Source organism: Paenibacillus sp. J22R232, assembly GCF_056269165.1.
In genome coordinates this window covers 259,624-271,892 of record NZ_JBWDNK010000001.1, presented here as the reverse complement: position 1 = coordinate 271,892, position 12,269 = coordinate 259,624, and the positions used below count along the sequence as shown (strand labels likewise).

Sequence of the window (12,269 nt, the reverse complement as noted above, 5' to 3'; positions counted from 1 at the left end):
CTTGTTATTCACGCTACCTTGCCAGCCTCTCGGGACTGAGTTAAAGGTACTGCTGTTTATCATAGGAATTATCCCACGTCAGTCGAAAAATGTCAAGTGAAAACGAAGATTTCCGCTTGTACATAGTGTGGACGAATCCCGATGAGCTATGCAGAGATAGCGCTGGATACTAAAGGCTAAGCTTACGGATTCTTTCAACTGCTTTTTCCGTATTCTCGCGGCTGCCGAACGCAGTAAGACGGAAGTAGCCTTGGCCGCTTTGGCCAAAACCTACGCCTGGCGTGCCTACGATATTCGCTTCTGTTAGCAGCTTGTCGAAGAATGACCAGGAATCCATGCCATTTGGCGTTTTGAGCCAGATGTAAGGCGCATTGACACCGCCGAATACTTCCAAGCCCAATGAAGCAAGGCCGTCGCGGATGATGGCTGCATTCGTCATATAGTAGTCAACCAAGGACTTGATTTGTTCTTTGCCTTCTGGCGAGTAGATTGCAGCGGCACCGCGCTGGGTCACGTAGGAAACGCCATTGAACTTCGTAGTGTGGCGGCGATTCCACAAATCGTTGATCAGCACCTCGTTGCCTGAAGCATCCAAGCCTTTAAGCTCGCGCGGAACGACCGTGTATGCACAGCGAACGCCTGTGAAGCCGGCTGTTTTGGAGAAGCTGCGGAATTCAATGGCAACCTCGCGCGCGCCTTCGATTTCATAAATGCTGTGAGGAACATCTTCTTCTTGAATAAACGCTTCATAAGCGGAATCATAAAGAATGATACAGTTGTTCGCTTTCGCGTAATCAACCCATACTTTAAGCTCTTCCTTCGTAAGCGTCATGCCTGTCGGATTGTTCGGGTAGCAAAGGTAGATGATATCCACCTTACGGTCTGGCAAACTTGGCTTGAAATCGTTCTCCGCCGTGCATTCCAGATAAGCGATGTTCTCGTAGCGTTTCGTTTCTTGATTGTATTTGCCTGAACGGCCAGCCATTACGTTCGTATCCACGTATACCGGATAAACGGGATCTTGAACGGCTACAATGCTGTTTTCGCTGAAAATCTCTTGAATATTGCCGACATCGCATTTCGAACCATCGCTGACGAATACTTCATTCGTAGCAATCTCGATGCCGCGGGCTTTGTAGTCATTTTCAATAATTGCGTTAATAAGGAAGTCGTAGCCTTGCTCAGGACCGTATCCACGGAAAGAGCCCGGAGCGGCAAGCTCGTCTACCGCGCTGTGCATGGCATTAAGTACCGCGTCAGGCAAGCCGCGCGTTACGTCACCGATACCTAAGCTGATAATTTCGGCATTCGGGTTGTCCTGAATAAATTTCGTACGTCTTTTAGCAATTTCAGAAAACAAATAGCTGCCTTGCAGCTCCAAGTAATTTTGATTAATGGATGTCATTTCTTGTCACCTATCCTTATTTTTCATTTGCATCTGTACATATTCATTAGAATAACGTACTTCTCCGCTCTAAATAATGAATAAAGTGGTGAAAAGTTTGCACTTTTGCACGTTTCGAATTATCTCGAACGCAGGTTGCTAAGCACAAATTCAAAGTCGGCAGGCAACGGCATTTCAAATTCCAACCGTTCCCCGCTTCGCGGATGCGTAAAGCCCAGCAGCGTCGCATGCAGCGCTTGTCCTTTTAAGGCTACCGTTTTATTCCGGCCATATACCGGGTCTCCCGCCAGCGGGTGACCGATATACTTCATGTGTACTCGGATCTGATGCGTGCGTCCCGTCTCAAGCTGAAGCTCGACAACCGTATAATCGCCAAGTCGCTCCAAAACATGGAAATGGGTTACGGCGTTACGGCTATTCCGCTCCGTTACCGTAAACAGCTTCCGGTCATTCAAATCACGTCCGATCGGCGCATCGATCGTACCTTGATCATGCGGCAGGTTCCCATGGACTAGCGCGATATATTTTCTTGTAACGGTATGATCCTTCAATTGCTCGGCAAGTGAGATATGGGCTAGATCATTTTTGGCTGCCATAAGCAGGCCCGTTGTGTCCTTATCAATACGATGCACGATTCCCGGACGGATCATGCCGTTAATGCCGGATAAATCTTTGCAGTGGTACATGAGCGCATTAACAAGCGTGCCTGATGAATGCCCTGGCGCTGGATGCACGACCATACCGCGCTTCTTGTTAATGACTATCAAATCGGAGTCTTCGTAAATAACCTCAAGAGGAATATTTTCAGGTACAATTGCCGCCTCTTCAGGTGCTGGTATATGAAGCACGACATGATTGCCTTCGATCATTTTAAAATTCGCTTTGGCTACTTTCCCGTCGATTTGAACGGCGCCTGCTTTGATCCACTCCTGCACCTGCGTCCGTGATACGGCTTGGTCATCTATACTCTCTGTTACGAACTTATCTACGCGTTCGCCGGATTGCTCCGCCTCTGCGATCCATTCCAACGGTTCCTCGTTATACAGGTTGCTGCTCATGATTGTTTTGATCCTTGTCCTCTCCATTTTGCGAACGGTCCTTCTCATCTTTTGCAGATAACAAGGTGTCAATTAGTATTAGTGCTACACCGCAGACGATACCCGAATCCGCCACGTTGAAGATTGGAAACGAATAGCTGCCGAAATTGAACTGCAGGAAATCGGTAACTTCACCAAACCGCAGTCGGTCAAGAAAATTACCAATCGCTCCGCCGAGTACGAGCCCCAGTCCGATTAAGAGCCAAGGTTTTGCAGTCTTCCTCATCGCCTGAATATACCAAATAAGGCCGCTGACAATGACGATTGTGATGATAATGAAGAAGATACGCTGCTCTTGCAAAATACCGAATGCCGCACCACGGTTCCGATGGGATGTAATGAGAAAAAAATTACCGATAACGCTAATTTGCTCCATGATTTCAAGCTTTGTTTCAATTAATCTTTTTGTTGCAAAATCAAGGATAAACACTAATACCGCTACCCAGTAATAATAAAAACGCATCATATCACTCCTATTTTTTTGTAAAGCAACGTTTTTAACGAATGACGACTCATGTTTGGATAAGCAAATCGCGTGCGTTATTATTTATTACCAGCCAATTGTAGCATACCGAACCAAACGAGAGCCAGTACCGCAGCTAGATCTTCCATTGAAGCCCATACTGAAAATGCTTGTTTCGGCAAAAGCTAATACAGCAATTATGTTCCCTGCTAAGGAGGGTGCTCCATATGACAATGCCAACAAATGCACACATTAAACTGCTGCAAAGCAGATTGCTGGACGAGCAGAGTGAAATCGAACAGCGCCTGGAAGGCAATGACCACTACGGTCTTTCCGAATCGCTTCGGGATGATACCGGCGAGCTTACTTCCATCGACAACCATCCCGGCGATACAGCTACCGAGCTGTATGAGCGCGAGAAGGATGTAGCCTTGCTTGAACAAGAGGAGCTTCATCTCCAGCGCATTGACGCAGCCCTGCAAGCCATTGCCAGCGGCACCTATGGGATTTGCGCAACCTGCAATGAACCCATACCGCTAGAGCGGCTCGATGCTGTGCCCGATACGCTTCATTGCATCGAACATGCGCCAAGGCAGCATCTTTCCCTTCGCAGGCCGGTTGAAGAAATCATGCTTGATCCTCCTTTTGGACGTACCAGCATGGATGCGGATGATTCTTACAACGGCTTCGATGGTGAAGATGCTTGGCAAATTGTTGAACAATGGGGCAATGCGGATTCTCCCGCCATGTCCGAGAATCGAGATGTCGCCGATTATAATCATGTAGGCATCGACGCTTATGAGAACGATGGCTATGTCGAACCGCTCGAGAGCTTTCTAGCGACAGACATAACGGGCCGCCATGTCTCCGTCATCCGCAATCGAGAATACTTGCACTATTTGGATACAGGTGAAGGTGATCATGGCCTCGAAACGGATGAAGCCGATGACAGATGACGATTAGTACGTCTTGCCTTCCAGCTGGATTTGGACGATGCGCACGATATCCGCGATATAATCGCCTATGATCGGCAGATTTAATGCGCCAAGAATACGCAGCACATAAAGAATCGTCGCGGCAAAAAAGGTAAAGCCGATTGCGATGCCGACTCCTCTGGCAGTACCGGCGAGCAAGTTTTTCCAGATCATGGTTCTCGGTCTGTTCAACAAATTAACGTATTCGGCTATTTGCGTATGCTCTAAGTCAGCCGCAATTTTCTGCAGCCGTTTGTCTAGACTGGTTAACGAAATATTTTCTTCATTGCCTTGCTTCGGTTGTTCCGGGTTGATTATTTTCATACGAGGCATCCCCTTTGACCAACAATAAAACGAGGTCGGGCCTTCCAGCCATTGCAAGCAAGCGACTTCAGGGTCGCTTGCTGCAGCAGCCGGTAGGCGACGGCCTCGTTTTTTTGCGTGTGATTATCCTCTATACTATATCCTTAACCCCGGATGAAAATCCCTATTTCTTTCTCGCCAAGCGCAACTCTTTCCATTTCAGGCAGCGATTCGAAGGCTACCGATTGAACGAGCACGTTTTCTTGAAGCAACTGTCCGAATGCATCCAGCGCCTCTTTAAGCACGGCGTCTACATCAAGCACGAGGTCAATCCGTTTCTCAATCGGCAAATCTAGCTTCTTGCGCGTATCCTGCACGGCACGAATCACTTCGCGCACCCAGCCTTCTTGCTCCAGCTCAGGCGTGATATCCGTGTTCAGAGCAACGGTTACGCCGCCAGCCGAAGCCGATGCAAACCCGGATTTGGCTTGTTTCTCCACGAGAAGCTCATCGGCTGAGATCGAGAACCGCTCTCCTTCAGTAGTCGTAAATTCAAACGCACCGCCATTTACGATACCGCGCGTTTGATCGGCCTGCAAGCTTTTAAGCTGTGCTTGAATTGGACCAACGTTTTTGCCGTATTTTTTGCCGGCAACCTTCAGATTCAGCTTCAAGGTGAAATCGACGAAGCCGCTGTCCGAATGCTGAACCGTTATCGCTTTAACGTTAATTTCATCTTTTATAATATCCTCATAGTCAGCCACGTTGAAATCGCGGTCTAGCGACACGATAAGCTCAGAAAGCGGTTGGCGCGTCTTAATTCCCGTTTCGTTACGCACGTTGCGCGCTAGCTCTACAACCTGCTTCGCGCTTTCCATGTCACGCTCAAGCGTCTCGTCAATAGCGGCTTCATCCGCTTTCGGATAGTCGGCCAAATGCACGCTGCCTTCTCCGCCAAGATTTCCGTACACTTCCTCCGCCAACAATGGCGCATAAGGAGCGATAACGCGGGAAAGGGTGATCAGCACGCTGCGAAGCGTTTGGTAAGCTGCCAATTTGTCAGCCGATAATCCGCTTCCCCAGAAACGGTCACGGGAACGTCTGATATACCAGTTGCTCAGCTCATCTACGAATACTTCAATCGATTTGGCCGGATTAAGGAAATCATTCACTTCGAGTCCTTTATTCACGGTGCTGATCAAGCTGTTCAAGCGTGAGATGATCCAGCGGTCAAGCTTATTGTCTGACTTCGTCTCCTCATGCTGCGTGTAGTCGAAGCCGTCAATCGACGCATACAAAGCATAAAAAGCGTGCGTATTCACGATCGTATCAATAACCTTTGATTTCGCCTCGCCAACAATGCCTCTGGAGAAACGCTTGCTGTTCCATGGCGCGCTGTCAGCTAGCAAAGCCCAGCGGAACGCGTCCGTTCCGTATTCGTTGATGATCTCCCAAGGATCGATGACATTGCCTTTCGACTTGGACATTTTTTGACCATTCTCGTCCAAAATATGACCCGTAGAAATGACGGCTTTATATGGCGCCTTGCCATTGTAAAGCGTAGATACCGCCAATAAGCTGTAGAACCAGCCCCGTGTTTGGTCAATGCCTTCACAAATGATGTCTGCCGGATACTGCTCGCCGAATGACTCTTCATTCTCAAACGGATGATGGTGCTGAGCGAAAGGCATTGAACCGCTGTCGAACCATACGTCGATCACTTCAGGCGTTCGGACCATTTCCGCGCCTTCCGCGAATGGCGATTTCAATTTAATTCCGTCAACGTACGGTTTATGAAGCTCAATGTCCTCAGGCACATCGCCGATAGCCATCGCCCTAAGATCAGCTATGCTGCTCGGCGAATACTCCTTGCCCGTCGCTTCGCATACCCACACGTTCAAAGGCGTACCCCAGTAACGGTTACGGCTGATATTCCAATCGACCAAATCCTCTAGGAACTTGCCAAAGCGGCCCTCGCGAATATGACCCGGGTACCAATCCACGCTGTTGTTGTTTGCGATCAATTGGTCTTTAACCGCTGTCGTCTTGATGAACCAGCTCTCCATCGCGTAATAAATCAACGGAGATTTGCAGCGCCAGCAGAACGGATAGCTATGCTCGTAACGTTCTTTGGAGTAGAGGAGACCGCGTTCGCTCAAGTTTTTGACAATATCAATATCCAGTTCCGCATCTTTCACGAAACGTCCGGCAAAGTCGGTTACTTCAGCAACGTAACGGCCCGCCAAGTCTACTACGCTTAGCATGCTGATGCCATTGTCGCGAGATACGCGGTAATCGTCCTCGCCGTGTGCCGGCGCGATATGAACGATACCCGTACCGCTCGTATCACTGACGAAATCGCCTGGGATTACGATATGGCCCTTTTCGATTGCCACGTAATGAAATGGCGGCTCGTAGCTAAGACCAACAAGCTCCGCGCCTTTGACAGCTGATAATACTTCGTATCCGTCCTTCAGCACGCTTTCAGCCAAATTCTGAGCTACGATATATACCTCGCCGTTTTTGGAAGCACGTACGTAATCAAGCTCGGGGTTTACCGCAAGAGCAACGTTTGCAGGAAGCGTCCATGGCGTTGTCGTCCAAGCAAGGATATATTCGCCTGTTCCGGTTAGCTTGAACTTTGCCGTTGCGCTTAGATCCTTCACGTCCTCGTAGCCCTGCGCGACCTCATGCGAGCTAAGCGTCGTCTGACAGTCCGGACAATAAGGGCTAACCCGATGCCCGCGGTACAACAGGCCTTTTCCGTGAATCGTTGATAAAATATGCCATACGCTTTCGATGTACTCGTTTTTCAACGTAATGTACGGATTATCTAAGTCCGTCCAATAAGCGATTGCCTCTGTAAGCTCACGCCACTGCTTCTCGTACTCGAATACGCTAGCTTTGCATTTCTTGACGAATTTTTCCACGCCGTATTCTTCGATCTCTTGCTTGCCCGAAATGCCAAGCTGCTTCTCAACGCCAAGCTCGACTGGCAGTCCGTGCGTGTCCCAACCAGCTTTGCGGATAACGCGGTAACCGGCCATCGTTTTGTACCGGCAAATAAAGTCTTTAATTACCCGGCCAAGCACATGACCGATATGCGGTGCCCCGTTAGCGGTAGGCGGTCCCTCATAAAACACAAAATTAGGCTTGCCTTCCCGGTTTGAGATCGATTTTTTAAAGGTTTCATTCGTTTTCCATTGCTCCAGCACTCGCATCTCGCGAGTACGGGCACGTTCTTTGACATCAACGCGTTGCATCTCTCCAGCCTCCTGTTATAAACAAAAATAAAGCCTCATCCCTATGAGAAGGGACGAGGCTTAGTCGCGTTACCACCCTTGTTCCGCGCAAGCATTATCATACGATAAGCAGGCATATGAAGAAATCAGCAAAGAGCTGCTGCCTTCATGCGGCACCTTAGTCACGAACATATTCTGTTCGCGTTCCCTGTAACGGGGGACAGCCGTCAGCACTTACTGCCGCATTCGCAGGTTCGGCGCTGCTTCTCAAAGAGGATATTCCGCTATAGCTTACACGCCGGGCTTTCAGCTGCTGCCGGCTCTCTGGGGAGTAAAGCTAAAACGTACTTGTTCTTATCAACGAAGTTTAGATCATCGATTTATTACTATTAGTTATAGCGTAACAGCCGGTCAAATGTCAAATGGGATTTCGCCCAATTGTACATTTCACTAGCCGCGAGTAAGCTCATGCTCCGATTGCCTAGATTGCGGCTCAAGCGTATCCCAGCCATCTACGGTGAGCAGCTCCAGCTGTGCCTCAACAAGCGTGCGGAAACGCGCGCGGTATACGGAGGCTTGCTTCTTAAGCTCTTCTACCTCTAGCGAAACCTTGCGGGATTTCGCCAAGGAATCATTGATAATGCGATCTGCATTCTTCTCTGATTCCTTAATAATCAGCTGCGCTTCCTTCTTCGCGTTGCTTCTTACCTCATCAGCCGCTTCCTGCGCGACAATGATGGTTTTGCTAAGCGTTTCTTCAATGTTGGTGAAGTGATTCAATCTCTCTTGCAAACCCAGCACTTGGTTTTGCATCTCTTTATTTTCACGAATCAATGATTCGTAGTCTTTGATGACCTGATCAAGAAATTCGTTAACTTCATCCTCATCATAGCCCCGCAGTCTCCGGCCAAACTCTTTGTTATGTATGTCCAATGGCGATAACGGCATTGGCGCACCTCCTCAAGATATTTATGACTCTAGCAACCGAGTAATACAATTTGAATGAGAACAAATTCGACAACCAAAGTTAGAATCCTGCATTGGATTAAATAAATTTACCAATCCTGACTCGAATTCTGCCCTTTTTTGTCACGCCGTCGACCTCTAACACCTTAAATCGACCGAGTCCTTTAAATGACACGACATCTCCAGCCCGTAGCTGCTCTGAGGGATCTTCCTCCGACTTCCAATTCACGCGGCATCTTCCAGCTCGGATTGGATCGACGATTTTGGAACGGCTGATGCGATAGACATCGCTTGCAATGCCATCCAGTCTCATCGAAGCGACCGATAAGCTCATTTCATCCAGCTTCGGAACGACCGTCTGCAGATCTGATAAAGGTAGCACGTCGGTTAGAACGCTAATGCGATGAACCTGTCTCAAATGTATGTTTAAATAATCGGCTATTTCATCCATAACGACAATATGGCAAAATTGCTCATGCACATGGATATCGCCGATTCGATCGCGTTTAATGCCGAGTCCGAGTAAGGCACCCAAAAAATCACCGTGATCCAAATCGAGTTGTGCCTGGCCAGGCCCATTAACCTCGAGAACAGAAATGCCGATGCGCTCATCGTCCAGATTGCGATAATCTGGTCCAATAATTGCGCGCTTGCGCTCTGCTTGCTCGTATCCGCCGTCCATCCGTACGCTGACATCCGGGTTGCGATTAGCCAGAATAGTAAGAATTTGAGCTTGTCTAGGGTCTAAAAAATCGGTCCGCTTCAGCTCATGCTGCTGTGCGGACCGCTCTATCCATTCCTCCGCCCGATCTACGAAAGGTTTCTCATCGGGATGGAAATGATCGTATATTCCTTGTTTCATGCCAAATCATTCCTTTAAGTAAGGTGAAACGGCTATCGCATTCTTTGCCGGCGCGACGCGTTTCATTCCGATAAATATAGAACATGTATAGCCTAAGGACATACTTTCCTATATTTCACAAAATCCGATTACGGAATCAAAAATTCAATGACCGCAACCAAGCCCATCGCAACGAAACGCAATGCGAAGAGCGCAATAATCGGCGATAGATCTAGCATGCCGCCAATTGGAGGGATGAATCTTCTGAAGATTCCCAGATAGGGCTCAACTAATTTACCTAGATAAACACCAATAAAGCTTTCTCGCGCATTCGGCAGCCATGAAAGCAGCACATAACCGATAATCATAAAGCTGTAGATACTTTGAAGAGTACCTATTACATCTCCCACACTATTAAACAACTCAAGGTCACCTCATTTTGTTGTAGTCGTTCTCCTCCGCCAGCATTTCCGTTATAGCACCTTGAATTTCCACTGAATCCGGCGTGCAAAGAAAAATGTTGGGGCCTAGCTTAGAGATGCTTCCGCTTAAAGCGTACACTGTACCGCTTAGGAAATCAACAATCCGTACAGCAAGATCGCTGCGGACTCTTTGCAGATTCACGATGACAGCACGGCGCGAACGAAGATGATCGGCAATTTCTTGCGCTTCGTCATAAGAACGGGGCTCGCTAAGCACCACACGGACATTTTTCTGCGAGTGGATGCTGACGACATTATTGCTCTTTGTGTTTTTACGTGCCTCGAAGGGAGAAGTTTCAGCTTCTTGTTCCTCTGGCTGAACAATGCGTTCTCTCTCTACGACTTCTTCCTCATCCTGCAAGCCGAGAAAGCTCATAAAACGGTTCATTACGCTCATATCTTATTCCTCCTCTTTCCCTACCAGTATCGTGCCCAGACGAATCCATGTCGCTCCTTCTTCAATCGCAACGTCGAAATCATTCGACATGCCCATTGATAAGTGCGTGATCGTTTTCCCGTGCGCAGAACTGCTCTGGATGACATCGCGCAGCTCGCGCAATGCTTTGAATACAGGCCTCGTCTGCTCTGGCTCAGCTTCATAAGGAGCCATTGTCATAAGGCCAATAGGCGTGATCGACTTGAACGAAGCAAGCTGCCCCACAAATCCTTCTAACTCGTTAGGGGCTAGCCCCTGCTTCGTGCCTTCGCCAGAAACATTAACTTGAATGAAGCAGGGAACGACAATACCAAGCTGCGAAGCTCGTTTATCAATCGCTTCTGCAAGCGACAGCCTGTCCAATGAATGCATGTATGTAAATTTCCCGATGACGTCCTTCACCTTATTCGATTGCAGCGAACCGATAAAATGCCAGATCGGCTGTTCGTCTATTCCATTGGCTGTTTCCCCGCTTATCGCTTCCCATTTCTCCTGTGCGTCCTGCCATCTGTTCTCACCTAAATGACGAAACCCATGCGAAAGCGCGGTTTTTGTTGTGTCCAAAGACACATATTTGGTGACCGCAATAACCTGCACGTCTTCCCTGCTGCGTCCCGAACGCTCGCAAGCCTTGCTAATTCGTTCTTCAACCAGCTTCACTCTATCTTCAAACGTTAACGACATGCTTCACCTCTCCTGAATGCCGATCCAACTGGCCATTCGACCGGTCAAGCCACCCTCTTTGCGGTGGGAGAAAAACAAATCCCGCCTGCATCCGGTGCACCACTCTGTTAATTCGATATGGATCGGCAAAATTCCTGCTTTTATCATAATCTGTCGGTTTATTTCTTTCAAGTCCAAGTTCGCCTTCCCATCTGCTGAGAGATGCAGCATCATTTGGCTCGGTTCTCCTCCGGTGCCTAACTGCTCCATTAGCTGCTGTACTTGTTGAATCACGGGACCATCGACCTCATAGCAGCAGCTGCCGATGGAAGGTCCAATTGCTGCTTTTAAATGCTCTGGTTTCGTTCCGAAGGCATCCGACATCGCTTGTACGGTTTCCCCGGCTATTTGCTGAACGGTCCCTTTCCAACCTGCATGCGCCAGCGCAACCGCATGATGCTCCGGATCATAGAAATAAAGCGGCACGCAATCGGCATAGAATGATGCGAGCAGTACGCCAGGCACGTCCGTTATGATTGCGTCGCAATCCTTAATTGCGTCATCCATCGAATCTCTTCCGCGCCCCCGCTCCGCGAGCGTAACCCGCGACACGCGATTGCCATGTACTTGCTCGGCGCAGGTCCACGCTTCAAAGCTCCAGCCAATCGCGTCCGTCAACCGTTTGCGGTTCGCAATAACGTCGTGCTGCGAATCGCCCACATGCAAACCTATATTTAAAGAAGACCATTGTCCGCCGCTTATTCCGCCATCCCGGCCGGTAAACCCAGCAGTCATTCCCGTATAACGGTTTTGCCATTCGGACAATAAAAAAAGCGAAGGTCCCTTCGCCGGTTGGATATGTTCAAATGCTTCCATAACGTCCTCACCTCTATTATAGGCTTGCCTCGCAAACCAGCTATAGCCAGTTTATCGTGTTACGTGCGAGCGTGCAAATCCTCTTCCTCCGCGCGCAGCTGCTTCGTATCATCCATCCGAACGAGCACGACATCCGCTCCGATTTTCACAATGTTGCGCCATGGGATTACGACCTCCGTGCCTCCGCCGCCAAACATCCCCAAAAACTTAGTAAACTGTGGCACGACGATTGAATCAATGCGCCCCTGACGCAAATCGAGCTCCAAATCACTAATTTGTCCTAGTTTTTTCCCATCTACGATATTAATGACATCCTTGGTCTGAAAATCAGATATTTTCATTTCCGTTCACCGCTTTTCATGTAGGATGATCGTCCGTTTACCTCTCCTATAACTATATGAGCAATTCGCCCAAAATGTCCTTCTCCTCAAAAAAACAGTGGAGTCCGCGAGATTTTATGTACGCTTTCGTACAATACTTTTATTTCCAGTGTTTTCATGCTATACTAATTGTACGATATC

General features: G+C 48.5%; 13 protein-coding genes and 1 other annotated feature. Of the genes, 1 reads left to right on the top strand and 12 read right to left on the bottom strand.

Annotated elements, in window-relative coordinates; genetic code table 11:
• Positions 1-169 precede the first annotated feature (169 nt).
• The 3 genes from AC0YN3_RS01205 to lspA all read right to left on the bottom strand — a co-directional run bounded on the left by AC0YN3_RS01205 (position 170) and on the right by lspA (position 2,965).
• Positions 170-1,405: an LL-diaminopimelate aminotransferase gene (locus tag AC0YN3_RS01205; protein ID WP_441946621.1), complete on the bottom strand. Its 1,236-nt coding sequence runs from the start codon at positions 1,403-1,405 to the stop codon at positions 170-172.
• A gap of 119 nt (positions 1,406-1,524) precedes the next feature.
• Complete coding sequence (locus AC0YN3_RS01200) at positions 1,525-2,463, bottom strand: RluA family pseudouridine synthase (protein ID WP_475773336.1); 939 nt, start codon at positions 2,461-2,463, stop codon at positions 1,525-1,527.
• On the bottom strand, positions 2,444-2,965 hold the full coding sequence (lspA, locus tag AC0YN3_RS01195; RefSeq protein WP_475774255.1) for a signal peptidase II: 522 nt from the start codon (positions 2,963-2,965) through the stop codon (positions 2,444-2,446). The genes AC0YN3_RS01200 and lspA overlap by 20 nt, the downstream gene beginning before the upstream one ends.
• Positions 2,966-3,192: 227 nt before the next feature.
• Between lspA and AC0YN3_RS01190 the strand changes: the two genes are divergently transcribed.
• Positions 3,193-3,921 carry a TraR/DksA C4-type zinc finger protein gene (locus tag AC0YN3_RS01190; protein WP_475773335.1) on the top strand — a complete coding sequence of 243 codons (729 nt, stop codon included), beginning with the start codon at positions 3,193-3,195 and terminating at the stop codon, positions 3,919-3,921.
• Positions 3,922-3,924: 3 nt separating this feature from the next.
• Here AC0YN3_RS01190 and AC0YN3_RS01185 read toward each other — a convergent pair whose 3' ends face one another.
• From AC0YN3_RS01185 to AC0YN3_RS01145, 9 genes are all read right to left on the bottom strand, one after another.
• Positions 3,925-4,263, bottom strand: a complete 339-nt coding sequence (locus AC0YN3_RS01185; RefSeq protein ID WP_475773334.1) for a DUF5665 domain-containing protein — start codon at positions 4,261-4,263, stop codon at positions 3,925-3,927.
• A 143-nt stretch (positions 4,264-4,406) separates the two neighbouring features.
• Entirely contained in the window at positions 4,407-7,505 is a 3,099-nt protein-coding gene (gene ileS / locus AC0YN3_RS01180; RefSeq protein WP_475773333.1) for an isoleucine--tRNA ligase, read from the bottom strand.
• A gap of 46 nt (positions 7,506-7,551) precedes the next feature.
• Positions 7,552-7,854, bottom strand: a binding site (T-box leader).
• Positions 7,855-7,934: 80 nt separating this feature from the next.
• Positions 7,935-8,432 (bottom strand): DivIVA domain-containing protein, encoded by a 498-nt coding sequence (locus AC0YN3_RS01175; RefSeq protein WP_183563590.1) that lies wholly within the window; start codon positions 8,430-8,432, stop codon positions 7,935-7,937.
• A gap of 97 nt (positions 8,433-8,529) precedes the next feature.
• Positions 8,530-9,312: a YlmH family RNA-binding protein gene (locus AC0YN3_RS01170; protein WP_475773332.1), complete on the bottom strand. Its 783-nt coding sequence runs from the start codon at positions 9,310-9,312 to the stop codon at positions 8,530-8,532.
• Between the two features lie 128 nt (positions 9,313-9,440).
• Positions 9,441-9,713, bottom strand: coding sequence for a YggT family protein (locus tag AC0YN3_RS01165; RefSeq protein ID WP_475773331.1), 273 nt, complete (start codon positions 9,711-9,713; stop codon positions 9,441-9,443).
• A gap of 7 nt (positions 9,714-9,720) precedes the next feature.
• Positions 9,721-10,170, bottom strand: a complete 450-nt coding sequence (locus AC0YN3_RS01160; RefSeq protein ID WP_183563596.1) for a cell division protein SepF — start codon at positions 10,168-10,170, stop codon at positions 9,721-9,723.
• A gap of 3 nt (positions 10,171-10,173) precedes the next feature.
• Positions 10,174-10,893 (bottom strand): YggS family pyridoxal phosphate-dependent enzyme, encoded by a 720-nt coding sequence (locus AC0YN3_RS01155; RefSeq protein WP_475773330.1) that lies wholly within the window; start codon positions 10,891-10,893, stop codon positions 10,174-10,176.
• 3 nt (positions 10,894-10,896) lie between these two features.
• Positions 10,897-11,748 (bottom strand): peptidoglycan editing factor PgeF, encoded by an 852-nt coding sequence (gene pgeF / locus AC0YN3_RS01150; RefSeq protein ID WP_475773329.1) that lies wholly within the window; start codon positions 11,746-11,748, stop codon positions 10,897-10,899.
• A gap of 59 nt (positions 11,749-11,807) precedes the next feature.
• On the bottom strand, positions 11,808-12,089 hold the full coding sequence (locus AC0YN3_RS01145; protein ID WP_475773328.1) for a YlmC/YmxH family sporulation protein: 282 nt from the start codon (positions 12,087-12,089) through the stop codon (positions 11,808-11,810).
• Between the last annotated feature and the right edge of the window lie 180 nt (positions 12,090-12,269).